The following is a 25,246-nucleotide window of genomic DNA, read 5'->3' on the forward strand; positions in this document are numbered from 1 at the left end:
CGCCGGGTCGTGGCTTTTCTTCGGTGACACCGTAGTCATTATCGGTGAAACTCCTTCTAGATCAGAGCCTCACACACAAACTTCCTGACAGCCTCGCATACGAGGATCGCCCACGCGGATGTTCCTGGCTCTCGCCACGGCAGGTCACGGCCGTGCTCGGTGAACCACTCGATGAGCTGGTCGGTCACGTCCTTTTGCATGCCTCTCATTGTGCCGCCAGCGCTCTAGCGTGGCGTGCTCAGGCGGAAACTAGAGCATCAAATAAGGTGGGAAGCGGAGGTATGACATGGCGAAGACGAGCGGAAAGAAACCGGTCAAACGACCGGCTGCGGCGACCAAACGTCGCCCCAAACGGCCCACCCGCCGCCAGATCCTCGTCCGTCGTGTCGTTGCCGCCATCGTCCTACTCGCCCTCGTGGGTCTGGTGGCGTGGGGAGCCTGGGCGATCGCGAAGGCCATTACCGAGTCGTTCTCATCCTCTTCGACCCCGACAATGGAAGAGACGGTCAATCCGTCCCCGTCGTCCTCAGCTGAATGGGCGGCGCTCGATGAACAGGATCGTCTCAAGGCGCTGAAGGGCGTGAAACCCGAGGTCTGTCCGTCGGGCGATGTGGCGCTGACGCTCGATGTCGCAAACCGCTCCGGTGGTGACTACAACCTCGTAGCGAAGCTGACGAACAAGTTCCCCATTCCGTGCCTGATCGACACCCCGGATCAGCGAATCGACGTCGTCATTACGTCGGGGGACGAAACCATCTGGACGAGCGCGTCGTGCCCGGGGGAGGCCGTGACGTTGTTGTTGAGTCCTGACGAGGAAACTACTCGCACGATCGTGTGGCCGGCCCAGCACCGCACCGCGGGCTGTGAAGCAGGGGAGGCCGCGAAGCCTGGCGTCTACAAGGCGAAGGTGAGTATCGGGGGCACGTCGGAGACGACGTCGTTCGAGGTACGTTAGCGGCGCGCGAACATCGCTAGCTCGGCAAGACGCTCGAGCCCATCGTGGATCGCGCGGGCGCGCTGCGGACCCACGCCCTCGACCTCCTGCAGATCGGTTGTCGAGGCTTCGAGGAGTTCCTCGATCGAACCGAAGTGGGCCGCGAGCCCCTCAACGACCGCGGAGGGCAGTCGAGGAATCTTCGACAGGAGCCGTAATCCACGCACCTGAAGGGTTTGGTCCATCCCGCGTGCTTCGGCACCGAGTCCCATCGTCGCGGCCACGAGCTGAGGCTCAAGGAGCTGGACGGAGCTGAGGGCTGAGAGCTCTTCTAGTGCCTGTTCCGGTGGGACGCGGGAGTATTCGGCGAGGACGAGGTTGGCATCCTTCAGTACGCCGGTTACGAGCTCATCGAGTTGGAGCTTGAGCAAGCGGCCATCGATGCCGAGTTCGATGACATAGGACTCGATCTCGTCCCAAATCCGCACGACCATCTCGAGGCGCTGCATCACCGTCGCCACATCCGAAACGGCGACGAGGCCGCGCAACTCTAGCGAAGTCAACGTCGAGAGCACTTCGTCGAGACGGGAGCGGTAGCGCTCGAGCGTATCGATCGCCTGGCTCGCCCGGGAGATGATGACATCGGAGTCTTCGAGGACGTGGCGCGTTCCTTCGACGTAAATCGCGATAATCGACATCGATTGGGATACCGAGATGACGGGGAAGCCCGTCTGCTTGGCGACCCGGTCGGCGGTGCGGTGACGCATCCCGGTTTCCGTTGTCGGGATATCGGAGGCGGGTAGCAGCTGGACGTTCGCACGGGTGATCGTCTCGAGTTGAGAATCGAGGACGACGCCGCCATCCATCTTCGAAAGCTCGCGCAGCCGGGTGGCGGTGAATTCCGCATCGAGGCGAAACCCGCCCGAGCAGATCGAGCCTACGGTCTCGTTATCGCCAAGGACGATGAGAGCGCCGGTGCGGCCCCGCAGGATGCGCTCGAGGCCGTCGCGAAGCTCCGTGCCGGGAGCGACCCGAGCGAGGGTGGAACGAAGGTCATGGGCTACCACCGCGACCCTCCTTCACCTGTGTGCGGCTGAACACTCCTATCGTAATGCCCACTACCGGCTTAGGCTTCCATCGCCAGCCCGACCCGCAGCGCCTGTGCGATCGAGTCGACGGGATGGATGCGGATTCCGGCCGGGGCCTTCGTGCGGGCAGCGTGTTCGGGGACGATCGCATCCGTGAACCCGAGGCGAGCGGCCTCGCTCAGCCGGCGGTCCAGGCCCACGATCGAGCGGAGCTGGCCGGTCAGTCCGACCTCGCCGAGGGCGATGAAATTCGGCCGGAACGTCTTGTCCAAGGCGGCGCCCGCGACCGAGGTCGCGATCGCGAGGTCGACCCCCGGTTCGCTCGTGGCGGCGCCCCCGACCGTCGAGACGTAAATGTCGAAGCTGCCGAGCGGAAGCTTCAGCCGCGCCTGCAGCACCGCGAGAGTCATGAGGGTCCGGGACTGCGACAGTCCCGAGGTCGTGCGCCTGGGGGAGGAGAACGTCGTCTCGGCGAGCAGGGACTGGATCTGCAGCGGCATCGGGCGGCGGCCCTCGAGCGTGATGGTCGTGCAGGTGCCCGGCACCGTGACGTCCGCGCCCTCCAAGAACAGTCCCGAGGGGTCGGGTAGTTCGACGACACCGGCGTCCGTGAGGTCGAAACAGCCGACCTCGTCGGTCGCGCCATACCGGTTCTTCAAGGCACGCAGCATTCGTAGCCGCGAGTGACGTTCGCCCTCGAACTGGCAGACGACATCGACGAGGTGTTCGAGCACGCGGGGACCCGCGATGGAGCCATCCTTTGTCACGTGCCCGACGAGCACGATCGGGACGCCCTGCGTTTTGGCGACTTCGATGAAGGCGCCGGCGGTGTTACGGACCTGGGTCACCGAGCCGGGCACTCCGCTGACCTCGGCGGAGGCGAATGTCTGGACCGAATCGACGATGACCATCGAGGGGCGAGCCTGCTCGATGTGTCCGAGGGCGGCCGCAACGTCGGTGAGGGAGGCAAGCAGGAGGTTCGGCGACAGCGCGCCAATGCGATCGGCGCGGATGCGCACTTGGGCCTCGGATTCTTCGCCCGTGAGGTACAGGACCGGTCCCGCGCCGCTGTCCGTGGCACTGCGAGCGGCGCGGGCGGCGACGTGAAGCAGGAGCGTGGATTTGCCGACGCCCGGCTCTCCAGCCAGCAAAATGACGGCCCCGGGGACGATACCGCCGCCAAGGACTCGGTCGAGCTCGGAAAGGCCCGTTGAACGTGCCCGTGCATCATCGGCGCGAACCTGGTCGATCGGTTGCGCGGAGCGCAGCGGGGCGAGTGCCTCAACCGCCCGGACGGATTCGGCAGCGGGGGCCGCTTCTTCGACCGTGCCCCAGGCCTGACACGAGGGGCATTGCCCCGCCCATTTCGTCGTCGTCCAGCCGCAGTCGGTGCAGCGGTATTCAGCCTTCGCTCGTGCCATGTATTTAAGGGTAGGGGGTGGCTGCGACATGGTGTACTTGAAGCCGCTCGCGAGGCGCGAAACAATGGGGGAGTTAGGCGCACGTTTCGAAACGAGGATGTTATGCCGACCGCTGTACTCACCGATGAGCTACTTGCCACTATCCACTCCCGGGCCGAACAGATCGACCGCGAGAACCGATTCTTCGACGATGACCTCGCCGACCTGAAAGAGGTCGGTTATTTGTCGGCCTTCGTACCAGAGGAATTCGGCGGCGCCGGCCTGAGCCTCGAAGAGATCGTGAACGAGCAGATCCGACTCGCCGGGGCTGCCCCCGCGACGGCGCTCGCGGTCAACATGCACCACATCGTCGTCGGGGTCGGGCGGATGCTCAACGAGGCGGGTCTGGAAGCCGGCGCACGAATCCTCAAGGACGCGGGAGACGGCCACCTGTTCGGTTTCGGGATCTCCGAACCCTCCAATGACCTCGTCCTGTTCGGCTCCATCACGGATGCGAAGCCCGACGGTAAGGGCGGCTTCACCTTCACCGGCACGAAGATCTTTACCTCGCTCGCCCCCGCCTGGACGCGCCTGATGACCTTTGGCCGCGATGATTCCGAGGGCGAGCCCATGAGCGTGTTCGCGGTGCTCAACCGCGAGGACGGCGGCTTTACCATCGAGGAGGACTGGGACGTCCTTGGCATGCGCGCCACCCAGTCGCACACGACGAAGCTCGAGGGCGCACACGCTCCGGCCGATCAGGTCCTGTGCCGGATCGAGCCGGGCCCGAGTGCCCACCCGGTGGTGTGGGGGATCTTCTCCCACTTCGAAATCCTGCTGGCCGCCTGCTATACGGGCATCGGCAAGCGCGCGCTCGAGGTCGCGGTTGAGACCGTGAAGAACCGCGACAGCGTGAAGAACCAGACGACGTACGCGAACGATCCGGATATCCGCTGGCGCCTCGCCGACGCCGCGATCGAGATGGATGGCATCTACCCGCAGCTCACGCTCGCCGCTCGCGACATCGACCAGGGCGTCGACCGTGGCGCCCTGTGGATGCCCATGGTCTCCGCGATCAAGGTGCGCGCGACTGAAGCCGCGAAGAACACGGTCGAAAAGGCGATCCGTGCGTGCGGTGGGCGTTCCTACTACAACAGCCACGAGCTCTCGCGCCTATACCGCGACGTCCTTGCCGGGCTCTTCCAGCCCTCCGATGATGAGTCGACGCACGCCGCTTGGGCGAACGTGCTGCTCGGCCCGATCGAGGAGTAGCGTTACGGTCGCTGGGCAAAGCGTTCGAGGAGTTCGGTGTTGCCGGAGACGATGAGGATATCGTCGCGGTTGATCCGAGTGTGCTCGGTCGAGTATTCAAACGGTTCGCCCGGCGGCTTCACGCCGATAACGGTGATGCCGTACTTCTTGTGGATATCACTCTCGGCGAGCGTAAAGCCCCACGTCTCCTTCGGCGGGCGCATCTTCACGATCGTGAAGCCGTCCTCCATCTCAATGAAGTCGAGCATGCGTCCCGAGACCATGTGGGCGACCCGCTGGCCCGCATCATGCTCGGGATAGACGACGTGGTGCGCGCCGATCCGGCGCAAGATACGGCCGTGCTCGGCAGAGATCGCCTTCGCCCAGATCTCGGGCATCCCGAGGTCGACGAGGTTGCCGGTAATGAGGACGGAGGCCTCCAGCGAGGTACCAACGCCGACGACGGCGACGGGGAATTCGGAGGCGCCGAGCTGTTCGAGGGATTCAGGGTTCGTCGCGTCCGCCTCGACGAGGGGGAGCCGGCCCGACCACTGTTCGATCAGTTCGGGGTTGCGCTCGACGGCGAGGACCTCGCGGCCCGACTTTTCTAGGGTGATCGCGAGGGCGGAACCGAAGCGGCCGAGCCCGATGACGAGCACGCCCGAATTGGTGCGACGTTCCGGCATGAATTCTCCTTTGTTCTGACCGTTAGCCTACCGCCGGGCGCTCTTCCGGCATGCGGATAACGCGGCGGCGCGATCGGAGCGCGAGGGCCGCGGCGAGCGTCATGGTGCCGACGCGTCCCATGAACATCAAACCGGTGAGCACGTACTTGCCCGCATCGGGTAGGTGGCCCGTGATCCCCGTCGAGAGGCCCACCGTGCCGAACGCGGAGATGACGTCGAACAGCACCATGTCCAGTTGCAGGTTCGTGATCGACAGCAGGATCAACGTGGCGATGCCGACGAGGGTCGCTCCGATGAAAGCGACCGCGACGGCGACGCGCACCGTGCCGGCCGGGATCCTCCGGTGGAAAGCCTCGATATCGCGGTCACCGCGCGCCTCGGCGACGATCGCGAGCAGCAGGACGGCAAGCGTCGTCACCTTGATACCGCCGCCCGTCGACGCCGTGCCGCCGCCGACGAACATCAGCGCGTCTTGGAAAAACCAGGTCGCCTCCCGCATGTGCGCCACGGGGATCGTCTCGATACCGGAGGAGCGAGCGTTGACCGAATAGATGAGGCCGGTCAGGATTTTCTCCGACGTCGTCATCTGTCCGAAAGTCGCCGGGTTTGTCCACTCCATCGCGGGAATGACGAGGAATGCGAGTCCGGCGAGGGAGAAATAGACGACGAGCGTGAGTTTCGTGTGCAGCGACCAGTGTCGTGGGTGGAAGAAATGGCGACGCAGGTTCAGTAGCACCGGGAAACCGATCGCGCCGATTGCGGTACCCACAGCGATCGGCAGGCCGATCCACCAGTCACCGAGGTGGGGTTGGAGACCTTCGGGCAGGATGACGAAGCCCGCGTTATTGAAGATCGAGACCGCCATAAACGAGGCGTGCCAGATCGCTTGAGCGAGCGGTTCGCCAAGCGCTATGAAGCGAGGGACGAGGATGAGGGCGAGTGCGATCTCGACCGTGAGGGAGACGATGATGACGGCCGTGATGAGGGAGCCGACCTCTCCCAAGCGGTCGGTCTTCGTCTCGCGCGCGGTCAACATGCGCTGCGTGAGGCCGATGCGGCGGGAGACCGCGAAACCGAGGATCGAGGCGAGCGTCATGACGCCGAGGCCGCCGACCGCCATCGCGACCATGAGCACGGAGTGGCCGAACGTCGACCAGTACGTCGCGGTATCGACCGTGACCAGTCCCGTCACACACACCGCGCTCGTCGCCTGAAACAGGGCATCGGCGAAGGGCGCGCGGTGGCCCGATGTCGTCGCGATCGGCAGCGACAACAGCGCCGTGACGACAAGGACGATCGCCGAAAAGACGAGCAGGGCGAGGCGGGCGGGTGAGGAGTGAGCGATCTCGTCGACCCAGTCACGTGAGCGCCGGGCAAGCGCGCGGGTCCGCGACATGGATCCTCCTTTACCTCCCCAATGGCGGTTGCTATCCCTCAGCGTAGCGCGCGCGGTAGCGTGACCCCATGGCTAAGGTGCAGGTCTATTACAGTGCGGAGCTAACCGAATACCACTTCGGTCCCACCCATCCAATGGCCCCCGCTCGCCTCACCCTCACCATGGATCTCATCGAGGCGCTCGGCCTGCTCGACCTCGAGGCGATCTGCGTGCTCGCCCCACCGATCGCGACCGATGCCGAACTCGCACGGGTCCACGCGGGCGAATACATCGCCGCGATCAAAGCGGCCTCCACCGGTGAGCTCCCGTCCGGCGGCGAGGTATTCGGACTCGCGGATCCGGACTGTCCGCCATTCCGCCACATGCACCGCGCGGCCGCGCGCCTGGCCGGGGCGAGCCTCGCCGCCTGCCGGGCCGTCGCGAGCGGCGAGGCGAAGCGCGCCATCAACTTCGCCGGCGGCATGCACCATGCAATGCCCGCGAAGGCCGCCGGCTTCTGCGTCTACAACGACGCCGCCGTCGGGATCGCCGATCTCCTCGCGCATGGCGCGTCCTCGGTCCTATACATCGATATCGACGCCCACCACGGCGATGGCGTCGAAAAAATGTTCCGCGACGACCCGCGCGTCACGACGATCTCGATCCACCAGCACCCCGACTCCCTCTTCCCCCACACCGGTTACCCACAGGATGTCGGGGGCACGAACGCCAAGGGGCACGCGATCAACCTGTGCCTGCCGCCGCGCAGCGACGATGCCGCCGCCCTGCGGGCCATCGAAGCGATCGTTGAACCCGTGATCGCCGAGCTGAAACCCGACGTGGTCATCACCCAGCACGGCTGCGACGCGCACATCGCCGACCCCCTGACCGACCTCGCCTGGTCTGTCGACGGGATGCGCAGCGCCGCGATCCTGCTGCGCGACCTCATCGAGACGCACAGCTCGGGCCGCTGGGTCGCGCTCGGCGGAGGCGGCTACGCCGTGTGCTCGGTGCCGCCGCGCGCCTGGAGCCACCTCGTGGCGGTCGCCGCGGACCATGATCTTGCTCCCACTGTGGCGATCCCCGAGTGCTGGCGGGCTGCCGCTCAGAAGAGTGGGCCCTGCGCTGGCGCCGATATTCCGACGACGATGGGCGACGGAATTGACGTGAACGTTAAGCCATTTTCGTGGGGATACGATCCGGCCGATCCAATCGATCGCGCGATCATGGCGACGCGGTCGGCCGCGTTTCCCGAATTGGGGATAGATTCACTAGTGATCTGAGCCCCCGAGGTTGAGTTCGACGCGATAATCTGGGAATATCACCACAGGGAGTACGCCCGCCGACCCCTATTTTCGTCGGCGATGGAATCGAGAAACGGACAGTCATGGCCCAGCTTGAAGGAGCCCCGCGCTTTGTCACAGTCGCGGAGGTCGCTGGACTCATGCGCGTTTCACGCATGACGGTCTACCGCATGGTTCATGCCGGTGAACTACCCGCCGTGCGGGTGGGACGCTCGTTTCGCGTGCCCCGAGCAGCAGTCGATGATCTGATCGCCTCCGGGCTCGGTAGCTGGGAGCAGGATCGCGATATCGAAGCAAGCGGGTAAACTAGCTCCTTGTACCTGCGGCTTCGCCGTGAAGCACCATAATTTGTGAGGACCATATGGGATCTGTAGTCAAGAAGCGCCGCAAGCGCATGTCGAAGAAGAAGCACCGCAAGCTGCTTCGCAAGACTCGTCACCAGCGCCGCAACAAGAAGTAAGCACGCACACCGGCCCGGAAGCCTCCGGGCCTTTTGTGTCTCTAGTGCTGCCTGCCGCGCAGCGATTTGATGACCGCAGCGCCGGCCCACAACAAGCCCGCGAGCGACGCAGACTGCACGCCGCGACCGATCCCCGTCATGAGGCGGCGACGCGATTGCTTAAACGCCCGAATCTGCCAGCCGCGCTTTTTCGCATACGCGCGCAGGCGCGGCTCTGGATTGATCGCGACCGGGTTGCCGACCGCGGCCAGCAGCGGCACGTCGTTGAGGGAATCGCCATACGCAAACGAGGCGGCCAGATCGATATTGCGTTCGCGCGCGAGCACCTCGATCGCCTCGGCCTTGACCGGCCCGTGCAAAAACGGCGCCGACAGGTGACCGGTGTACACGCCATCGATGTGTTCGGCCTGGGTGCCAAGCGACCCGGTCGCCCCCAGGCGCGCCGCGATATGGTCCGACAGTTCGATGGGCGTCGCCGTCACGAGCCATACCTCGTGTCCCGCGTCGAGGTGGTCCTGCAAGATCTTCAGCGTGCCGGCAACGACGCGCGGCTCGAGCACGTTGGAATAGACCTCTTCGCCGACGGAAACGACCTCGGCGACATCGTGGCCCTTGATCGCGGCCAGCGCGCGGGTGCGGACCGCTTCGACGCGGGGGACCGTCTCGCCGAACAGGGCGTAGGTGAGGGCGTGACGGCCAGCGAATACAATGTCACGAGCCCGAAAGAATTCGCGTCGATACAGCTCGCGGGCGAGATGATAGGCACTCGCGCCGCGGATGAGCGTGTTATCGACATCGAAAAATGCCGCGACCGTCCGTTCCACCTCTTAACTGTATGACACGCTTTCTGCCCCGCCGCTTCCGCCGCCCCGACCCCGGCCCCTGGCCCGCTGTGACCGTCTACACCCGGGCGGGCTGTCACCTGTGCGACGACGCGATCGCGACCGTGAAAGCCGTGCTCGCGACGCGCGAGCAGCACCCGATCCTGATCGACATCGATGCCGATGCCGAGCTGCGCGAGCGCTTCACCGACCGCGTCCCCGTCATCGCCGTGGGGGAGCGGATCATCGCCGAGTACACCATCACCGAGCGCGCGCTGCGCACGGCGTTGGAAACCGGCCGCTAATTGTTGAGAGACTAGGACCATGACGCGTACGACCATCCATCTCATGCGACACGGCGAAGTCCACAATCCCGAAGGGATCCTGTATGGCCGCCTGCCCGGGTATCGGCTCTCCGAGTTCGGGGTCGCGATGGCGCAGCGCGTCGCCGAAGTCCTTTCCGATGGGGGCCACGACATCACCCACGTCGGCGCCTCGCCGCTGCAGCGCGCGCAGGAGACGGCGCGCCCGACGGCCGAGCGGTTCGGACTCGAACTGCACACGCACGAGGGACTGATCGAAGCCGGGAACGAATTCGAAGGTTTCGACGTCAACCGCAACCGGCTGATGCTCGCGCACCCGAAGTTTTGGTGGCGCTACCGCAACCCCCTCATCCCGTCGTGGGGCGAGTCCTACCGCGACCAGGTCCACCGCATGACCGACGTCATCCGCGAGGTCCTGCACTCGTCGGCCCGCGGGCACGAGGCGCTCCTCGTCTCCCACCAGCTGCCGATCTGGGCGACGCGGCTATTCCTCGAGCGTCGCCCCCTCGCTCACGACCCGCGCAACCGGCAGTGTTCGCTCGCCTCGCTCACGTCGCTGACCTTCCACGACGATCGCCTCGTCGGCCTCGCCTACTGGGAGCCGGCCGGCGACCTCCTCATGAAGGCGAGCGATATGGTGCCCGGAACCTCGGTGGCGCAGGCCGCCGGAACGGACGAACAGCCGTGAGACGACGCGCCCTAGCTGCCCTGTGTCTCACCGCCGCTCTGCTCGTCGGCTGCGCCGATACGAGCGGCGGCACCGCCGCGCCCACCGCGGGCGCGGGCTACCAGGCCGGGGACGGGTCATTCACGGTCTGGAAGGAAGGTGAGCGCGGCGCGCCCGTCGAGATCACCGGCACGGACCTGGCCGGCAACGCCGTCGACTCGAGCACGTGGCGGGGCAAGCCCGCCGTCGTGAACTTCTGGTACGCCTCCTGCCCGCCGTGCCGCGCCGAAGCCCCCGACCTGAAAGCGCTCGCCGAGGAATTCACCGACGTGCCCTTCCTCGGGATCAACCCGCGCGACGATAAGGCCGCGGCGAGCGCCTTCGACGACACGTTCGCGATTCCCTACCCGACGGTCCTCGACCCGCAGGCGACCCTCGTCGCCGCGATGCAGGGCAAGGTTCCGCTGCAGGCGATGCCGACGACCCTCGTCCTCGACGCCCAGGGCCGCGTCTACGGGCGCATCCTTGGCCGCATCGACCCGAAGGTGCTGCGCGGCCTCATCGAAGACGCGAAGGCTGAGAGCGCCTGATGGACCTTGTCGAGTTCTTCCGCTCGACCGTACTCACGGGGTCGATGCTTGCCGCGCTGCCGGTCGCGCTCATTGCCGGACTCGTCTCCTTCGCCTCCCCGTGCGTGCTGCCGCTGCTACCCGGCTACGTCGGCTACGTCTCCGGGATGGCCGGCGCCGCCGTCGAGGCGGGCGGCACGAAACGCAAGGCCCCGACCCGCAAGGTCGTCGGCGGCCTGAGCCTCTTCGTCCTCGGCTTTACGACCGTGTTCGTCGGCCTCGGGATCGCGTTTGCCTCCCTCGGCTACGCGCTCGCCCCGTACCTCTCGCTCATCACGCGTATCCTGGGCGTGCTCGTCATCCTGCTCGGTCTTGCCTTCGCGGGCTGGCTGCCGTTCGCCCAAACCGAGCGTCGCCTACGCGTCGACCTTGCCAGCGGTCAGGTCGGCGCGTTCGTGCTCGGTCTCGTCTTCGGCTTCGGCTGGACGCCCTGCATCGGCCCGACGCTGTCCGCGGTCCTCACGCTCGCCCTCGACGGCGCGAACCCCTGGCGCGGCGCCTTCCTGGCCCTCGCCTACTGCCTGGGCCTTGGCATCCCCTTCATCGTCCTCGGGGCGCTGTTCACTCGCTCGACGGCGATGCTGACTGCGCTACGCCGCCACCGCGTCGCCTTCATGCGCATCGGCGGGATCGTCCTGATCGCCCTCGGAATCCTGCTCGTCTCGGGCCTATGGGACAGCGTGACCGCGTGGCTGCAGGGCCTCATCGGCGGCTTTGAGACGGTGGTATAGCGTGAGCGAAGTCATCGCCTGGCTGCGCTGGAGCTGGCGCCAGCTGACGAGCATGCGGGTCGCGATCTTCCTGCTGCTCGCCCTCGCCCTCGCAGCCCTGCCCGGCTCCCTCATCCCGCAGCGCGCCCAGTCCCCGGAGAAGGTCGCCGAATTCCTCTCCTCCTACCCGCGCCTCGGGCCGGTGCTCGACTGGCTCGGCGCCTTCAGCGTCTACACGTCGGTGTGGTTCTCGGCGATCTACCTGCTGCTGTTCATCTCCCTGATCGGCTGCATCCTGCCGCGCACCCGCGACCTGTACCGCTCCCTGACCTCTCCGCCCGTGCGCATCCCCTCGCGGCTGTCGCGGTTCGAGGCCTACCGCCACGTTCAGACCGACGACGCGGATGCCTTAAAGACGCTCGAGGACCGGCTCTCCCGCCGCTATCGCCTCACGCGGTTTCCCGACGGCATAAGCGCCGAGCGCGGCTACGTCAAGGAGATTGGCAACCTCCTGTTCCACTACGCGCTCGTCGGGATCCTCATCGCCTTCGCGTGGGGCCAGCTCGCGACCTACCGCGGCCAGGCCATCGTCATCGAAGGGCGGGGTTTCGCGAACGCGCTCGTCGACTACGACTCCTTCGAATCCGGGGCCTGGTTCCGCGAATCCGACCTCACCCCGTTCTCCTTCACGCTCGACCGCTTCGCTTCCGCGTTCGCGCCGAGCGGCCGACCGGAAGCCTTCCGCGCCGACGTCACCATCCGCGATACCGCGCCCGACGGTACGCCCCGCGAACGCGCCGAGGTCATCACGCCGAACCATCCGATCGAGGCCGGCGGCGCCGCGATCACGCTGTCGGGCAACGGCTTCGCGCCGATCGTCAAGGTGACCGATGCCAAGGGCAAGGTCTCCTTTAACGGCCCCGTCCCGTTCATCCCCAAAGACGCGACGTACACCTCGCGCGGCGTCATCAAAGTGCCCGACGTGAGCGCCGGCCTCGACCAGCTCGGGTTCTCCGGCGTCTTCCTGCCCGCCGCCGCGCAGCAGGACGGGACGTGGGTCTCGGCGCATCCAACGCTCCTGCAGCCACTGCTCGTCCTCGACGTGTGGCGTGGCAACCTCGGCCTAGACGACGGCATCCCGCGCAACGCCTTCGAGTTGCACACCGAGAAGCTCACGCAGGCGCTCGGCAGCGACGGTACGCCGGTCGCCCTGCAGCTCACGCCGGGTGCAAAGGCCGAACTGCCCGGCGGCCTCGGCACGATCGAATTCGTCGATCTCGCACGCTTCGCATCCTTCGACGTCCGCTCCGACCCGTCGCTGCTGTGGCTCCTCATCTCGACCGTCACGGCCATTTCGGGCCTGTGTATCTCCCTGTTCGTGCCGCGGCGCCGCATGTGGGTGCGGGCCGAGCACTCCGGGGGTATTACAGTGATCGAAGCGGCAGCGCTCTCCCGAGGGGATGACGCGGGCCTTCAAGCCGAACTCGACTGGCTCCTCGCCGCGCTCCCGCAGCCCCCGACCCCAGCCCAGGAAGACTAGATGCAGTCCCTCGCCCAAGTATCGACACTGTTGGTCTACGCCGCCATCGCGGCGTTCGTCGTCGCCATGATCGCGTTCGCGGTCGACCTGTCCGGACGGTCCGCGACGCGCGCACAAGACGCCCGCCGCCCCGCGGCCGGTATCGGCATGACGGTGACCTACCTGGGCACGGTCTTCCTCGGCATCGGCGTCATCACGCGCGGTATCGCGGGCGGCCACGTCCCGTGGTCGAACATGTACGAGTTCACGATCTCCTTCACGTTCGTCGCGCTCGTCATCTACCTCGTGCTCGCCCGCAAATGGGATCTGCGCGACGTCGGCGTCTTCGTTGCGCTGCCCGCCTCGCTCATCCTCGGCCTCGCCGTCGTGGTGCTGTATACCCGCTCCGACGGTATCGCCCCGATCCTCAACCACTACTGGCTGACGATCCACGTGCCGCTCGCGATCGGAGCCGTCAGCGTCTTCGGGATCGCTGCCTTTATCGCCGCGCTGCAGCTCGCAAAAGACTTCGCGGGGGATAACCACGGCCTCGCGACGAAGGTGCTCGGCGCCCTGCCTTCGGTCACCGCGCTCGAGCGGCTCGCCCACCGCCTCGTCGCGGTCGGCTTCGTCCTGTGGACGTTCACGATCGTCGCCGGCGCTATCTGGGCGAACTCCGCCTGGACCCGCCCCTGGGGATGGGACGCGAAGGAAGTCATGAGCTTCGTCGTGTGGGTCATCTACGCCACTTACCTGCATGCCCGCTCGACCCGCGGCTGGGACGGGCGCCGCTCCGCCTACCTCATCCTCTTCGGGTTCGCGGGCGTCCTGTTCAACATGTTCGGCATCAACTACTTCTTCGACTCGATGCACTCCTACGCCTAAAAAATCGGCTGAAAGATTCTTTGCGTACCCTCTTGCGCATGTGAGGCTAACGGTGTTAGCTTGAGGCGTGGCTACTTCCATCACAGTCCTCAAGTTCGCCGCAATCGCCGTCGCTGCATTGCTCGGCCTTGCCCTGACCCTCTCCGTCGTCTCCCTCGCTTACACCCGCCTGATCTCCCCGGTCGCCCGCCACACCGAACGCATCATCGACGCCAGCCCCGAACAGGTCTGGGAGGTCCTCGCCGACCTGCCGTCCTGGGGGCAGTGGTCCCCGAACTTCGTCTCAATCGCGGGCACGCTGCAAGCGGGGGAGCACCTGGAAAACCACGTGTGCGCCGGCGGCAACGAGCTCGTCTTCCGCCCCCGCGTCCTTGTCGCCGAGTCCGCGCGCGAGCTGCGGTGGAAGGGCACGCTCTACGTCCCCGGCCTTGCCGACGGGGAGCACTACTTCGAGCTGACCGAAACCCCGGACGGGCGCACCCGCTTCGTCCAGGGCGAGGACTTCACCGGCGCGCTGGTCCTCTATGCGGGCTCCGCCATCGACGTCGAAGACGATATGCGCGCCTTCAACGACGCCCTCGCCGCCGAGGTCGCACGCCGACACGTTACCGTTACCCCATGACCGATCGACCCGAACCCCGCATGCTCACCGCGCGCCAACGCGATATCGTCCGAACCGCCCAAGCGGTCCTCGAATCCGATGGCTGGGACGCGGTGAGCATGCGGGGTATTGCCGGGAAGCTGTCGATCAAAGCGCCCTCGTTGTATAAGCATCTGGCGGGCCGCGCGGAGCTGTGCGCCTGGCTCGTCGAAGACGCCCTATTCGAGATGGGGGACGCCCTGTACGAGGCGATCGATTCCGACCCCGACGCGCCAGTCGAGGCGCTGCTGCGCACCTACCGCGAGCAAGCCCTGGCGCACCCGGAGCGCTACCGCCTTGCGACCGGCCGCGAATTCAACCGCGCCGACCTGCTGCCGGGCCTCGAAGAATGGGCGGGAACCCCGTTTTGGCTCGTGACCCGCGATGAGCATCGCGCGCAGGCCCTGTTCGCGATGGCGCACGGGCTGGTGACGATGGAGATGGATCTCCGACTCCCGGAAGAGTCCGACCTCGATGAAACCTGGCGCGCGGGCGGTCAGGCGTTTACCGGCCGCTAGGAGTCCTCGCCGTTGGGTTGATCCGAGGGCTCGTCATCGTCGTGAGCCTCTTTTTCCCGCTGCTCGCGGCGCTTCTTGCGCTCGGCTTCCTTGCGGGCGGCCTCGGCCGCTTCCTTTTCCTTCCGCTGGCGCTCATAGTGCGCCTTACGGGCCTGCCAATCGAGATCGGCGAGGAAGGATTCGTCATCGTCGGGCGCCATCGGCTTGGGCTTGCGGCCAAACGGGCTACCGCCCGGCCGGTTAAAGGGCGACCGGCCCGACTGATAGGGCGCCGCACCCGCCAGGCGAGACATGAACAGCCACGCGAGCGGACCGATAACCGGCAAGATGATGAGCACGAGCCACAACCCCTTGGGCAGCCCGCGGGGCACGCGCTCGCGGGGCGTCATCGCACAGTCGACGAGCGCATAGATCATGAGCGCGACGACGAGGATGATCGGAAGGACTCTAGCCATATCCCCAGGGTACGTCGTATCCAGCGCGTTGACGTGACGACTTCGCCGCCCGCGTACGCCGCCGGACTACCATAGGGGCGTGGCATTCCTTCGGTACACCCTCTATCGCATCCTGTTCGTCCTCGGCGCCGCCGGGCTGCTCTATCTCGCCGGCATGCGTTCCTTCCTCATGTGGGCGGTCGCGATCGTCACCGGCGCGCTGCTGTCCTACGTGCTGCTCGACCGGCCGCGCCGCCAGGCCGTCGCCGAGATTGCCGCCCACGATCCGCTGAAGAAAAAGCGTCGCGAGCCGAAGCCCGATGCCGCGAGCGCCGAAGAAGACTCTCTCATCGACTCGACCCTTTCGGACAACGACAACCGCGAGCGCAGCGAGGAGCCGCGCTAGATCGCGTAGGCGATCGCAAGCAGGACCGCGTAGGCGAGTTCGAAGAACCCGGTATTGCGCAGCACCGCGATGAGCGGTCGGCCGCGCTCGCCCGCGAGCACGGGCCGCACGATGACCCACACAGCCGGCGCGAGCACCACAGCGATCAGCGCCCATGGCGTATGGAGCGCCGTGAGCAGCGCGAGGAGGATCGCGCCGAGCAGCATCGCGGCGAATGCGACGCGCGCCCCGCGCTCCCCGAGCCGCACCGCGAGCGTGCGCTTGCCGGAGACCGAATCCGTCGGAATGTCACGGATGTTGTTGACCATGAGGATCGCGCAGGCGATGAGGCCGATGCCGCAGGCCGCCACCCACACGTGCCACGGCACGGTGAGCGCCTGAGTAAACGTCGTGCCCGCGGTGGCGACGAGCCCAAAGAAGATAAAGACGAAAACCTCGCCAAGGCCGCGGTAGCCGTAGGGGTTCGTACCTCCGGTGTAGTACCAGGCGGCGATGACGCAGGCGACGCCGACGACGAGCAGCCACCACTGGCCTGACAGTGCCACGAGCACGAGTCCGGCGAGCGCCGCGATCCCAAAGCACGCGAACGCCGCGAGCTTCACGTTCTTCGCCGCCGTCAGCCCGCCGCCCGTCAGCCGCGGGGGACCGGTCCGATTGTCGTCCGTCCCGCGGATCCCATCGGAATAGTCATTGGCGTAGTTGACGCCGACCTGCAAGGCTAGCGCGACGATGGCCGCGAGCAGCGCGCGCTGGGCCGAGAAAGCGCCGAGCCCCGAGGCCGCCCCGGACCCCAGGATGACCGGTGCCACGGCCGCCGGCAGGGTGCGTAACCGGGCTCCTTCAAGCCAGTTAGCAGCAGTAGCCATACCTGCATTCGTCCTTTCACTCCGGGTGCGCAAAGCCCGCCCAAGTCTAACCCCGCGCTAGTCAGCGCCGATCGCGTCGCTCGCCTGCGCCGGCGGCCAACGCATCCGCAGCGAGCTGGGTCAACCGCCGACGATCAATCTTGCCCGGTCCCCGCGTCGGGAACTGGTCTACGGCGACAACGGCGCGGGGCCGGAACTCGGCCGGCTGGTCTGCAAGCGCCGCACGCAACGCGTCCAGCCCAGGGGCCGCCCCTTCCGCGACGAACGTGACAAGCGCGCCCCACGTCGGGTCGGGCACTCCGACGATGTGCCCGGTGAACCCGGTCGCGGCGAGGAGCTGCTCGACGGCAAGCGGGGCGATGTTGGCGCCGCCGGAAATGATGACATCATCGGCCCGCCCGAGCACGGTCAGCACGCCGTCAGCGAGCCTGCCGAGATCCGAGGTCAGAATCGTGCGACCGTCGCCGCGTTGCGGATTGATCGCCGCGCCCGAGGTGAGATAACCGTCGATGACCATCGGGCCCGTGAGCCGAATCCGGCCGATGCCGGACGCATCGGGCTGTTCGATCGCGACGTCGACGCCAGCGAGGGGAACGCCATCGTAGACGCAGCCGCCGCCGGTCTCGCTCATGCCATAGGTCCGGACGACGGGAATCCCCGCGGCAGCTGCGGCCGACGCCGTCGCGGTCGGAAGAGCCGCGCCGCCTACCAGCACGGCATCGCAGGCGCTCGCGATCGCGTGCGCACGTGGCTCATCGGCGACGACGCTTAGCAACTGGGTGGGCACGAGCGAGGTGTACAGCCGCGTCGCGCCGTCATGGCCCGCCGCGGCCGCCGCGAGCGCAGCCGAACGAAAACCGTCGCCAACCGGCAGCTCGATCGGAGCCGAGTTCGCCAGGATCGAGCGCGTGATGACCTGCAGCCCCGCGATGTGGTTCACGGGCAGCCCGGTGATCCACGTCGCGCGCGCCGCATCCGGCAGTTGCGCGCGCGCTTCGGCAAGCGTCGCGGGGGTGTGCAAGCCTTCCTCGGGGCAGCCGGCCAGCCGCAGCAACGTGGCAAGCGCCGAGGACAGCAGGTTCGTCGCGCTAAGCCCGACGAGATCCGGCACTCCCTTGCTCGAGCCGGAGGTCTGCACGATGACCTCGACGTTCCGTGGCAGGCGCGCGATACGCGCGATGATGTCGGAGGCCTCGCGCTCGGGTGCCTCTGGGGCGAGCATCACCAGCGGGGGGAGCGTCCCGGGTGCGGCAAGCCGGCCCGTGAGCTCCGGGACCAGGCGGGCGATAGCGTCGGCGTACCTGCCCCCACGCAGCACCGCAACATCGCGGCGAGCGAAGCGAGATTTGGCGGGCACCCTTTAACGATAGCGACGCCCACGTTATACCACAGTATGATCTGGCGTCCATCTGACATGGGAGGAAGTAGGGGAGGATTTCAGTCCAGCGATGAGCCTAAAAAATATGCGACCTACGGCACTATAGAGATGTCGGCGCGATCAGCCGTAGCGCTACTCAGGAGGAGGGCCTGAAGCTACGCACGCGACTTCCCGTCTGGTCTCCGCAGGGGGAGACCAGACGGCAAAGACCCGGCCACGGGGGTGGCCGGGTCTTTACTTTGCCCTAGTAGTAATACGGGAAGCTCGACCAGTTCGGATCGCGTCGCTCGACGAACGCATCACGCCCCTCGAGCGCCTCATCGGTCATATACGCCAGCCGCGTCGCTTCGCCCGCAAAGACCTGCTGACCCGCGAGCCCATCGTCGGCGAGGTTGAACGCGAACTTCAGCATCCGGATCGCCTGAGGGGACTTCGTGGAAATGATCCGCGCGTATTCGAGCGCGAGGTTTTCGATCTGATCGTGATCGGCGACCTCGTTGACGACACCCCAGCGCTCGGCGTCCGCCGCCGAGTATTCGCGGGCGAGGAAAAAGATTTCCCGCGCGCGCTTATCGCCGATCTGGCGGGCGAGCAGCGCCGATCCGTAGCCCGCATCGAAAGAGCCGACGTTCGCGTCGGTCTGCATGAAGCGCGCGTGCTGCCGCGAGGCGATCGACAGGTCCGCGACGACGTTCAACGAATGCCCACCGCCCGCCGCCCAGCCGGAGACGACACAAATGACGACCTTCGGCATCGTGCGGATCAGCCGCTGTACCTCAAGGATGTGCAGCCGGCCCGCACGCGCCGGATCGATCTGCTCGCGCCGCTTGGCCAGATCCGCGCTCGCATCGGCGCCCTCGACCTCATACTGGTAGCCCGCGCGCCCACGGATGCGCTGATCGCCGCCGGAGCAAAACGCCCAGCCGCCATCCTTCTTGCTCGGCCCGTTGCCGGTGAGGATGACGGTGCCGACGTCGCTCGTCATCCGCGCATGATCGAGTGCGCGATACAGCTCATCGACGGTGTGCGGGCGGAACGCATTGCGCACCTCGGGGCGGTCAAACGCGATCCGCACCGCGGGCAGGTCCTGGCCCGACTCATCAATCGCGCGATGGTAGGTGAGGTCGGTGAAATCGAAGCCTTCGACGGGGCGCCAGCGCGCGGGATCGAAGGGTTGGCCGGCATCGGGCATCTCTAACATCGTTCCTGCTTTCCACGTTTTTCGCCGCTCATTGGGTGGCTTTGCGTCTACGCATTAGAGTAGTTGAGTTAGTCAGCTAGCACTCAAAGGACCCCGCGTTGCCCGAGCCCGTCATGCCCGACTTGGCAGCCCTCACCGCCAAGGACAAGCCCACCTTGTGGCGACACGGCTCCGGCTCGAGCGCCGAAACGATCGTCGGGATCGGTGAATACGCGCGCTTTACCGCGAGCGGGCCCGACCGGTTCGAATCGCTGCAGCAGCAGTTCTCCGCATTTTGCTCGACGCTGCGCACCTCCGGCGTGCGCGCGTTCGTCTCGGTGACGTTCTCGCCCGTCTCGCGCTACTCCTCGGTGCTCATCGTCCCGCGCGTCCAGTGGCATATCAGCGAGCGCGGCACTCGCGTCATCGACCTGGCCAACGGCACCGACACGATTCTTGATCTGCCGCCCGCATCCCCGACGGCGCCGCCGCCCGCCGTGGCCCAACACGTCCTCTCCCGCACCGAAGGCGACCTCACGGGAGAGCAGTTCACTGCTGCCGTGCGCGAGGCCGTCACCCGCATCGTCGCGGGCGAACTCGCCAAGACCGTCCTCGCCCGCGACGAGGTCATCCAGCTCGACGGCGCCGTGCCCGTCGGTGCGCTCGCCCAGGCCCTCACCGAGGCCTATCCGACGTGCTGGACGTTTTACGTCGATGGCCTCATCGGTGCGAGCCCCGAGATGCTTGTGCGCGTCACGAACGGCGAGGTGCGCTCCCGGGCGCTCGCGGGTTCCGCGCCCGTCACCGGCGACCTCGACATCGACCAGGCCGCCTCCGATGACCTCATGACGAGCGCCAAGGACGCCTCCGAACACGCCTACGCCGCCCGCAGCATCATCGAAGTCCTGCGCACCATCGCCGACGTCGAGGTGAGCGACACCCACGTCCTGCGCCTGCCGACGATCATGCACCTGGCCACCGACGTCACCGGCTTCCTCACCGGCGAGCACTCCGCGCTGCAAGTCGCGGGCCTGCTGCACCCGTCGGCCGCGATCTGCGGCACCCCGCGCGATGCCGCCGCCCGCGTCCTTGCCGAACTTGAGGGCTTCGACCGCGGCCCCTACTCCGGCCCCGTCGGCTGGGTCGACGACGCCGGCAACGGCGAATTCGTCATCGCGCTGCGCTGCGCCCTGACCGAACACCGCGACGAAGGCGACGCCCTGCGCCTGTATGCGGGCGCGGGCATCGTTGTCGGCTCCGACCCGCAAACCGAACTCGCCGAAACCGCGACGAAAATGCTCCCCATGCAGCGCGCCATCGCGCAGGTGCTGCCATGATCCGCGTCTACTCCACACCGCTGCGCGCCCGCTTCCGCGGCCTCACCCGCCGCACCGGCATCATCCTCACCCACGGGCAGCGCGCCGCGGAATTCTCGCCGTTTATCGAATACGATGACGCCTACGCCGCCCGCTGGCTGAAAGCGACCACGAGCGCACTGCTCACGGACGTGCCGCCTGGGCGCCGCCAGACCATCAACGTCAATGTCACCGTCCCCGCAGTCAGCCCCGAACGCGCCCACGAGATCGTCTTGGCCTCCGGTGGCTGCCGCACCGCGAAAGTCAAAGTCGCCGACGCCGGCCAAGACCTCGCCGATGACCTCGCCCGCCTGGAGGCCGTCCGTGACGCGCTCGGACCGACGGGCCTCATCCGCGTCGACGCCAACACCGGCTGGGACCTGGAGGACGCGATCCGCATCCTGCCCCAGCTCGACCGCGCCGCCGGCGGCCTGCAATACGCCGAACAGCCCGTCGCCGACGTCGAAGACCTCGCCACCCTGCGCCGCCAGGTCAACGTCCCCATCGCCGCCGACGAGTCGATCCGGCGCTCCGATGACCCCCTCGCCGTCGCGCGTCTCGCCGCCGCCGACTACGCCATCCTCAAGGTCCAGCCGCTCGGCGGCATCCGCGCCGCCATGGATTTGGCCGACGCGCTTTCCCTGCCCGTCGTCGCCTCCTCCGCGCTGGAGTCCTCCGTCGGGATCGCCCTCGGCGTCCAGCTTGCCGCCGCCCTCGACATCGAGCTCGCCTGCGGCCTTGCGACCGTCCACCTCTTCGCGCACGACGTCACGAGCGCCCCGCTACTGCCGACCGGCGGCACCCTGCCCGTGCGCGCCGTGACGCCCGACCGGCTGCTCGCAGGCGACCCACACCTTCGCTGCGAGCCGGACGAAGAAGCCTACTGGCTCGCGCGCTTAGAACGCGTCGCGGCCCTCGCCGGCATCGACCTCGACGCGTTTAAGGACGAGCCGCATGTCTGACGCCACCACGACCGCGCGCCGCATCGTCGCGCGCCTCATCGCGGGCGGGGTGCGCGACGTCGTCCTCGCGCCGGGCTCGCGCTCCGCCCCGCTCGCCTATGCCATCGCCGACGCCGAAGCCGCAGGCGACCTGCGCGTCCTCATCCGGCTCGACGAACGCGCCGTGGCCTTCAGCGCGCTCGGCCTCGCACTCGCCACCGACACCCCCGTCGCGATCGTCACGACCTCGGGCACGGCCGTCGCCAACCTGTACCCGGCGCTCGCGGAGGCCGACGCGGACGCCGTCCCGCTCATCGCGCTCACCGCCGACCGGCCCGCCGAACTGTGGGGGACCGGCGCGAACCAGACGACGAACCAGCTCGCCCTGTTCGCCAACGTCGCCCGCCACTGCGGGCACTTATGCGCCGACGAGCCCGACGTCGAGGCGGAGGTCGACGCGGCCTTGAGCGCCGCCCGCGGTCTCACGTCGGTCGCGCCCGGGCCGGTCCAACTCAACGTGTCGTTCCGGCCGCCCCTCACGCCCGACGCGGCCCGGCTCGATGACACCACCGACGCGCCCGCGGGCCCCAAAGCCGTCGCCTCTCCGCAGCCTGCCGACTTAGCACCGCGCGCAGATTCTGCCCCCATCACGGACCTGCTGCGCGCCCTCGACCGCCCACTCGTTGTCGCGGGCGATAAGGCCGACCAGGTCGCAGGCATCCGCGCCGCACTCACCGCTCTTGGCGCCCCGATCGCTGCCGAGCCGTCATCGAACTTGCGTGACCTACCGAGCGCCATCGGCCGCATCCCCGAACTCCTCGGCACGCCGCTCGCGGAGCAGATCGGCGCCGTCATCATCGCGGGCCACCCGACGCTGACCCGCCCCGCTACCTCGCTCATCTCGCGCACCGACATCCCCGTCGTCGTCCTCGCGCCGCACGGAAAACCGACCGACCTCACCGGTGGCACGGCCCGCATCCTGTCCGTCGCCCGCACCGCCGCCGACGACTCTCGCGCCGAACCCCCGCCCGTCTCCGCCTGGCTGCGCTCCTGGCACGACGCCGAAGCCGCCCTTCCCGAACCCGCGCCCACCGCACTGCAGGCCGCGGCGCTCGCGGTCTGGCGCGCCTGCGCCACCGCCGGCCTCGACCTGCTCATCGGCTCGTCCTCGACGATCCGCGCCCTGGATGCCCTCGTCCTGACGGGCCAGCGCTCGCCAGGATTCCGCACGTGGGCCAACCGCGGCCTCGCCGGCATCGACGGCACCATCGCTACCGGCTGGGGCCTTGCCCGCGGCCTCGCACGCCCGGTGCGCATCGTGCTTGGCGACCTGACCTATCTGCACGACGTGTCCGCACTGCTGCGCGGCGCTGCCGAGGCCGACGTCGACCTCCAGGTCATCGTCCTCGATGACCGCGGCGGCTCGATCTTCGACGGACTCGAACACGGGACGTTGGCCGCCACCAGCCCCGCCGCGCACGATCGCTTCACGCGCTACTTCCTCACCCCGCAGGCCGCCGATATCACCGCCATCGCCGCGGGCTTTGGCGCCACCACTCACAGCCTCGCCGTTACCCCCGATGACGATCGCGCCCTAGCCGAGCTCCTCGCCGCCCCCGTCCGCGGCCGTAGCGTCGTACACGTTGATGTCTCAGCAAAGTCTCAGGTGCGCTAAAGTCACGTCCCAGTTCGGCAGGGTTTCCTAACGGGTAGGAAAGGACCGAGATGAACGATAACGACACCCCGCAACTGCCGCAACTACCGCAGCCGCAGCAGCCGCAACCAAAGCCGCAGCTGCCGCAACCAAAGCCGCAGCAATCACTGCCGCAGCCGCCCCAGCAGCCGCAGCCGCAACCGCAACCGCGGCCGCAGCAGCCAGAGCCGCAGCAGTCACAGCCGCAACCGCAACCGCGGCCGCAGCAGCCAGAGCCGCAGCAATCACTGCCGCAGCCGCCCCAGCAGCCGCAACCGCGGCCGCCCCAGCAGCCGCAGTCACAGCCGCAGCCGCAACCGCAACCGCGGCCGCAGCAGCCAGAGCCGCAGCAGTCACAGCCGCAGCCGCAGCCGAGCTGGATCCGCCCCGATACCGGATACCAGACGAGCTACCCCGGCCCCACCCACCCGGCGGGAAGCCACCCCGCGAACACGCATCCGGCGAGCACCGGCCCCACCAAGGCCAGGCGCCGCCCCACCTGGGTGGCGCTCATCGGGACCTCGGTTGGCGCGGCGCTGCTCGCCTCCGGCATCACGTTCAGCGCGGGAGCGCTCACCTCACCCGGGGCCGCCCCCACGCCTGCCGCCACGGTGCAATCGAGCCCGGACGCCTCTTCGACTGCCGAGCCCGCCACGAACTCGTCACTGCCGAATTGGGAAGCCGTGGCGGCTAACGTCAAGAACTCCGTTGTCTCGATCTCCGTGCGCCGCGCCGACGGCTCCGGCAGCGGCTCGGGTGTCGTCCTCGACACAAGCGGCCACATCCTCACCAACAATCACGTCATTAACGGCGCCCAGCAGATCATCGTGACGCTCGCCGACGGCCGGAAGTTCCCCGCGAAGGTCCGCGGCACTGATTCTGCCACTGACCTCGCCGTTGTCACGCTCGACAAGCCGCCGAGCGACCTATCGCCCGCGACGTTCGGCAACTCGTCCAAGCTGTCTGTCGGCCAGCCCGTCGCCGCCGTCGGCAACCCGCTCGGCCTGTCCTCGACGGTCACCACCGGCATCGTCTCCGCGCTCAACCGCCCGGTAACGACGACGAAGACCTCCGACCATGGTTTCGAGCAGGTCGGCGACCGCGTCACTACGAACGCCATCCAGCTCGACGCCTCGATCAACCCGGGCAACTCCGGCGGGCCGGTCTTCGATGCGACCGGCAAAGTTATCGGCATCTCATCATCGATCGCCTCGCTCGGCCCGAAGGGCCAGGCAGGCTCGATCGGCCTCGGATTCGCGATCCCAGCGAACCTCGCCTCGCGCGTTGCCGACCAGCTCATCGCCAACGGCGTCGCCGAACACGCCTTCCTCGGGGTCGGCCTCGCAACCGGTGAGGCGACGACGGAGTCCGGTGTCCGCTCGGGCGCACAGGTGCGCAGCGTGGAGGAGGGCTCCCCGGCTGCCAATGCGGGCGTCAAGATCGGCGACGTCATTGTCGCCGTCGACGGAGAGCCTGTCTCCTCCGCGGACTCGCTCGTCGGCTTCGTCCGCCAGTACGCCTCCGGTGACAAGGTCACGCTGACCGTCGTGCGCGGCGGTAAGGACACCAAGGTCGACGTCACGCTCGCCACCCGTCAGGACCGAACCCAATAGTCGCTTCGCTCACCACGGCCTCCGGCAGGACAGCCCAGCACAGTGCTGTCCTGCCGGTTTTTGTATTAAGGTAAACCGGCTCTTCAGAGTTGAGTGTGGGTTGATGCGTCCAGGCCGCCAGTGATGAGGAGCATTCGTAGCCGGTAGTTCTCGAGGTTGCGGAATCCGCG

Annotated in this window: 28 protein-coding genes; 18 read left to right on the forward strand and 10 right to left on the reverse strand. The window is 67.4% G+C overall.

The window, feature by feature from the left end; all coding sequences use genetic code 11:
* Positions 1-56 precede the first annotated feature (56 nt).
* Positions 57-200 (reverse strand): hypothetical protein, encoded by a 144-nt coding sequence (locus BSZ39_RS13855; RefSeq protein WP_158025099.1) that lies wholly within the window; start codon positions 198-200, stop codon positions 57-59.
* 86 nt (positions 201-286) lie between these two features.
* Between BSZ39_RS13855 and BSZ39_RS06690 the strand changes: the two genes are divergently transcribed.
* Entirely contained in the window at positions 287-955 is a 669-nt protein-coding gene (locus BSZ39_RS06690) for a hypothetical protein (RefSeq protein ID WP_073716597.1), read from the forward strand.
* Here the strand turns inward: BSZ39_RS06690 and disA are convergent.
* Both disA and radA read right to left on the reverse strand, forming a co-directional pair.
* Positions 952-2,001, reverse strand: coding sequence for a DNA integrity scanning diadenylate cyclase DisA (disA, locus tag BSZ39_RS06695; RefSeq protein ID WP_073716598.1), 1,050 nt, complete (start codon positions 1,999-2,001; stop codon positions 952-954). The two genes, BSZ39_RS06690 and disA, sit on opposite strands and share 4 nt — an antisense overlap.
* 59 nt (positions 2,002-2,060) lie before the next feature.
* Complete coding sequence (radA, locus tag BSZ39_RS06700) at positions 2,061-3,443, reverse strand: DNA repair protein RadA (protein ID WP_073716599.1); 1,383 nt, start codon at positions 3,441-3,443, stop codon at positions 2,061-2,063.
* Between the two features lie 102 nt (positions 3,444-3,545).
* Here radA and BSZ39_RS06705 point away from each other — a divergent pair, with 102 nt between their 5' ends.
* Positions 3,546-4,694, forward strand: a complete 1,149-nt coding sequence (locus tag BSZ39_RS06705; protein ID WP_073716600.1) for an acyl-CoA dehydrogenase family protein — start codon at positions 3,546-3,548, stop codon at positions 4,692-4,694.
* A gap of 2 nt (positions 4,695-4,696) precedes the next feature.
* On the opposite strand, the gene BSZ39_RS06710 is transcribed toward BSZ39_RS06705, so the two are convergent.
* Positions 4,697-5,359 carry a potassium channel family protein gene (locus BSZ39_RS06710; RefSeq protein ID WP_073716601.1) on the reverse strand — a complete coding sequence of 221 codons (663 nt, stop codon included), beginning with the start codon at positions 5,357-5,359 and terminating at the stop codon, positions 4,697-4,699.
* A gap of 22 nt (positions 5,360-5,381) precedes the next feature.
* Complete coding sequence (locus tag BSZ39_RS06715; RefSeq protein ID WP_073716602.1) at positions 5,382-6,755, reverse strand: TrkH family potassium uptake protein; 1,374 nt, start codon at positions 6,753-6,755, stop codon at positions 5,382-5,384.
* A gap of 68 nt (positions 6,756-6,823) precedes the next feature.
* Between BSZ39_RS06715 and BSZ39_RS06720 the strand changes: the two genes are divergently transcribed.
* The 3 genes from BSZ39_RS06720 to BSZ39_RS06730 all read left to right on the forward strand — a co-directional run bounded on the left by BSZ39_RS06720 (position 6,824) and on the right by BSZ39_RS06730 (position 8,498).
* On the forward strand, positions 6,824-8,017 hold the full coding sequence (locus BSZ39_RS06720; protein ID WP_073716603.1) for an acetoin utilization protein AcuC: 1,194 nt from the start codon (positions 6,824-6,826) through the stop codon (positions 8,015-8,017).
* Between the two features lie 104 nt (positions 8,018-8,121).
* Positions 8,122-8,343 carry a helix-turn-helix domain-containing protein gene (locus BSZ39_RS06725; RefSeq protein WP_073716604.1) on the forward strand — a complete coding sequence of 74 codons (222 nt, stop codon included), beginning with the start codon at positions 8,122-8,124 and terminating at the stop codon, positions 8,341-8,343.
* 56 nt (positions 8,344-8,399) lie between these two features.
* Positions 8,400-8,498, forward strand: a complete 99-nt coding sequence (locus tag BSZ39_RS06730) for a 30S ribosomal protein bS22 (RefSeq protein WP_019174583.1) — start codon at positions 8,400-8,402, stop codon at positions 8,496-8,498.
* A 41-nt stretch (positions 8,499-8,539) separates the two neighbouring features.
* Here the strand turns inward: BSZ39_RS06730 and BSZ39_RS06735 are convergent, their stop codons facing one another.
* Positions 8,540-9,322: an HAD family hydrolase gene (locus BSZ39_RS06735; protein WP_073716605.1), complete on the reverse strand. Its 783-nt coding sequence runs from the start codon at positions 9,320-9,322 to the stop codon at positions 8,540-8,542.
* Between the two features lie 11 nt (positions 9,323-9,333).
* Between BSZ39_RS06735 and BSZ39_RS06740 the strand changes: the two genes are divergently transcribed.
* From BSZ39_RS06740 to BSZ39_RS06775, 8 genes are all read left to right on the forward strand, one after another.
* Positions 9,334-9,624 carry a glutaredoxin family protein gene (locus BSZ39_RS06740; RefSeq protein ID WP_073716606.1) on the forward strand — a complete coding sequence of 97 codons (291 nt, stop codon included), beginning with the start codon at positions 9,334-9,336 and terminating at the stop codon, positions 9,622-9,624.
* A 19-nt stretch (positions 9,625-9,643) separates the two neighbouring features.
* Entirely contained in the window at positions 9,644-10,330 is a 687-nt protein-coding gene (locus tag BSZ39_RS06745) for a histidine phosphatase family protein (protein WP_073716607.1), read from the forward strand.
* Positions 10,327-10,899, forward strand: a complete 573-nt coding sequence (locus tag BSZ39_RS06750; protein ID WP_073716608.1) for a TlpA family protein disulfide reductase — start codon at positions 10,327-10,329, stop codon at positions 10,897-10,899. The genes BSZ39_RS06745 and BSZ39_RS06750 overlap by 4 nt, the downstream gene beginning before the upstream one ends.
* Positions 10,899-11,669 carry a cytochrome c biogenesis CcdA family protein gene (locus BSZ39_RS06755; protein ID WP_073716609.1) on the forward strand — a complete coding sequence of 257 codons (771 nt, stop codon included), beginning with the start codon at positions 10,899-10,901 and terminating at the stop codon, positions 11,667-11,669. The genes BSZ39_RS06750 and BSZ39_RS06755 overlap by 1 nt, the downstream gene beginning before the upstream one ends.
* Position 11,670: 1 nt before the next feature.
* The gene (gene resB, locus BSZ39_RS06760) at positions 11,671-13,188 is read left to right on the forward strand and encodes a cytochrome c biogenesis protein ResB (protein WP_222842888.1); all 1,518 of its coding nucleotides are present in this window, start codon (positions 11,671-11,673) and stop codon (positions 13,186-13,188) included.
* Positions 13,189-14,052, forward strand: coding sequence for a c-type cytochrome biogenesis protein CcsB (gene ccsB / locus BSZ39_RS06765; protein ID WP_073716611.1), 864 nt, complete (start codon positions 13,189-13,191; stop codon positions 14,050-14,052). It abuts the gene before it with no gap.
* Positions 14,053-14,119: 67 nt separating this feature from the next.
* Positions 14,120-14,674: an SRPBCC domain-containing protein gene (locus BSZ39_RS06770; RefSeq protein ID WP_083603003.1), complete on the forward strand. Its 555-nt coding sequence runs from the start codon at positions 14,120-14,122 to the stop codon at positions 14,672-14,674.
* On the forward strand, positions 14,671-15,210 hold the full coding sequence (locus BSZ39_RS06775) for a TetR/AcrR family transcriptional regulator (RefSeq protein ID WP_073716612.1): 540 nt from the start codon (positions 14,671-14,673) through the stop codon (positions 15,208-15,210). The genes BSZ39_RS06770 and BSZ39_RS06775 overlap by 4 nt, the downstream gene beginning before the upstream one ends.
* Here BSZ39_RS06775 and BSZ39_RS06780 read toward each other — a convergent pair.
* A complete protein-coding gene (locus BSZ39_RS06780) occupies positions 15,207-15,665 on the reverse strand; it encodes a PLD nuclease N-terminal domain-containing protein (protein ID WP_073716613.1) in 459 nt (152 codons plus the stop codon). The two genes, BSZ39_RS06775 and BSZ39_RS06780, sit on opposite strands and share 4 nt — an antisense overlap.
* 79 nt (positions 15,666-15,744) lie before the next feature.
* Here BSZ39_RS06780 and BSZ39_RS06785 point away from each other — a divergent pair, with 79 nt between their 5' ends.
* Positions 15,745-16,050, forward strand: a complete 306-nt coding sequence (locus BSZ39_RS06785) for a DUF4229 domain-containing protein (RefSeq protein WP_073716614.1) — start codon at positions 15,745-15,747, stop codon at positions 16,048-16,050.
* On the opposite strand, the gene BSZ39_RS06790 is transcribed toward BSZ39_RS06785, so the two are convergent.
* The 3 genes from BSZ39_RS06790 to BSZ39_RS06800 form a co-directional block, all read right to left on the reverse strand.
* Positions 16,047-16,916, reverse strand: a complete 870-nt coding sequence (locus BSZ39_RS06790) for a 1,4-dihydroxy-2-naphthoate polyprenyltransferase (RefSeq protein ID WP_073716615.1) — start codon at positions 16,914-16,916, stop codon at positions 16,047-16,049. The two genes, BSZ39_RS06785 and BSZ39_RS06790, sit on opposite strands and share 4 nt — an antisense overlap.
* Positions 16,917-16,977: 61 nt before the next feature.
* Positions 16,978-18,273, reverse strand: a complete 1,296-nt coding sequence (locus tag BSZ39_RS06795) for an AMP-binding protein (protein ID WP_073716616.1) — start codon at positions 18,271-18,273, stop codon at positions 16,978-16,980.
* 265 nt (positions 18,274-18,538) lie between these two features.
* Positions 18,539-19,495, reverse strand: coding sequence for a 1,4-dihydroxy-2-naphthoyl-CoA synthase (locus tag BSZ39_RS06800; RefSeq protein ID WP_073716617.1), 957 nt, complete (start codon positions 19,493-19,495; stop codon positions 18,539-18,541).
* Positions 19,496-19,593: 98 nt separating this feature from the next.
* Between BSZ39_RS06800 and BSZ39_RS06805 the strand changes: the two genes are divergently transcribed.
* Genes BSZ39_RS06805 through BSZ39_RS13205 form a run of 4 tightly spaced genes read left to right on the forward strand, consistent with a single transcriptional unit; the run spans position 19,594 to position 25,076 of the window.
* Complete coding sequence (locus BSZ39_RS06805; protein WP_073716618.1) at positions 19,594-20,811, forward strand: isochorismate synthase; 1,218 nt, start codon at positions 19,594-19,596, stop codon at positions 20,809-20,811.
* The gene (locus BSZ39_RS06810; RefSeq protein ID WP_073716619.1) at positions 20,808-21,791 is read left to right on the forward strand and encodes an o-succinylbenzoate synthase; all 984 of its coding nucleotides are present in this window, start codon (positions 20,808-20,810) and stop codon (positions 21,789-21,791) included. The genes BSZ39_RS06805 and BSZ39_RS06810 overlap by 4 nt, the downstream gene beginning before the upstream one ends.
* Complete coding sequence (gene menD / locus BSZ39_RS06815; RefSeq protein WP_073716620.1) at positions 21,784-23,445, forward strand: 2-succinyl-5-enolpyruvyl-6-hydroxy-3-cyclohexene-1-carboxylic-acid synthase; 1,662 nt, start codon at positions 21,784-21,786, stop codon at positions 23,443-23,445. Before BSZ39_RS06810 ends, menD begins: the two co-directional genes overlap by 8 nt.
* Positions 23,446-23,495: 50 nt before the next feature.
* Positions 23,496-25,076: a S1C family serine protease gene (locus tag BSZ39_RS13205; protein WP_083603005.1), complete on the forward strand. Its 1,581-nt coding sequence runs from the start codon at positions 23,496-23,498 to the stop codon at positions 25,074-25,076.
* The last annotated feature ends 170 nt before the right edge of the window (positions 25,077-25,246 follow it).

Origin of the sequence: Bowdeniella nasicola (assembly GCF_001907295.1) — a bacterium.
GTDB classification, from domain to species: domain Bacteria; phylum Actinomycetota; class Actinomycetes; order Actinomycetales; family Actinomycetaceae; genus Bowdeniella; species Bowdeniella nasicola.

Excerpts from the sequence above, each read along its gene's own strand:
- BSZ39_RS13855 (WP_158025099.1), bottom strand. The coding sequence starts at position 200 with ATGCAAAAGGACGTGACCGACCAGCTCATCGAGTGGTTCACCGAGCAC.
- BSZ39_RS06690 (WP_073716597.1), top strand. The coding sequence starts at position 287 with ATGGCGAAGACGAGCGGAAAGAAACCGGTCAAACGACCGGCTGCGGCG.
- radA (WP_073716599.1), bottom strand. The coding sequence starts at position 3,443 with ATGGCACGAGCGAAGGCTGAATACCGCTGCACCGACTGCGGCTGGACG.
- BSZ39_RS06705 (WP_073716600.1), top strand. The coding sequence starts at position 3,546 with ATGCCGACCGCTGTACTCACCGATGAGCTACTTGCCACTATCCACTCC.
- BSZ39_RS06710 (WP_073716601.1), bottom strand. The coding sequence starts at position 5,359 with ATGCCGGAACGTCGCACCAATTCGGGCGTGCTCGTCATCGGGCTCGGC.
- BSZ39_RS06715 (WP_073716602.1), bottom strand. The coding sequence starts at position 6,755 with ATGTCGCGGACCCGCGCGCTTGCCCGGCGCTCACGTGACTGGGTCGAC.
- BSZ39_RS06720 (WP_073716603.1), top strand. The coding sequence starts at position 6,824 with ATGGCTAAGGTGCAGGTCTATTACAGTGCGGAGCTAACCGAATACCAC.
- BSZ39_RS06725 (WP_073716604.1), top strand. The coding sequence starts at position 8,122 with ATGGCCCAGCTTGAAGGAGCCCCGCGCTTTGTCACAGTCGCGGAGGTC.
- BSZ39_RS06730 (WP_019174583.1), top strand. The coding sequence starts at position 8,400 with ATGGGATCTGTAGTCAAGAAGCGCCGCAAGCGCATGTCGAAGAAGAAG.
- BSZ39_RS06740 (WP_073716606.1), top strand. The coding sequence starts at position 9,334 with ATGACACGCTTTCTGCCCCGCCGCTTCCGCCGCCCCGACCCCGGCCCC.
- BSZ39_RS06745 (WP_073716607.1), top strand. The coding sequence starts at position 9,644 with ATGACGCGTACGACCATCCATCTCATGCGACACGGCGAAGTCCACAAT.
- BSZ39_RS06755 (WP_073716609.1), top strand. The coding sequence starts at position 10,899 with ATGGACCTTGTCGAGTTCTTCCGCTCGACCGTACTCACGGGGTCGATG.
- ccsB (WP_073716611.1), top strand. The coding sequence starts at position 13,189 with ATGCAGTCCCTCGCCCAAGTATCGACACTGTTGGTCTACGCCGCCATC.
- BSZ39_RS06775 (WP_073716612.1), top strand. The coding sequence starts at position 14,671 with ATGACCGATCGACCCGAACCCCGCATGCTCACCGCGCGCCAACGCGAT.
- BSZ39_RS06780 (WP_073716613.1), bottom strand. The coding sequence starts at position 15,665 with ATGGCTAGAGTCCTTCCGATCATCCTCGTCGTCGCGCTCATGATCTAT.
- BSZ39_RS06790 (WP_073716615.1), bottom strand. The coding sequence starts at position 16,916 with ATGGCTACTGCTGCTAACTGGCTTGAAGGAGCCCGGTTACGCACCCTG.
- BSZ39_RS06800 (WP_073716617.1), bottom strand. The coding sequence starts at position 19,495 with ATGTTAGAGATGCCCGATGCCGGCCAACCCTTCGATCCCGCGCGCTGG.
- BSZ39_RS06810 (WP_073716619.1), top strand. The coding sequence starts at position 20,808 with ATGATCCGCGTCTACTCCACACCGCTGCGCGCCCGCTTCCGCGGCCTC.
- menD (WP_073716620.1), top strand. The coding sequence starts at position 21,784 with ATGTCTGACGCCACCACGACCGCGCGCCGCATCGTCGCGCGCCTCATC.
- BSZ39_RS13205 (WP_083603005.1), top strand. The coding sequence starts at position 23,496 with ATGAACGATAACGACACCCCGCAACTGCCGCAACTACCGCAGCCGCAG.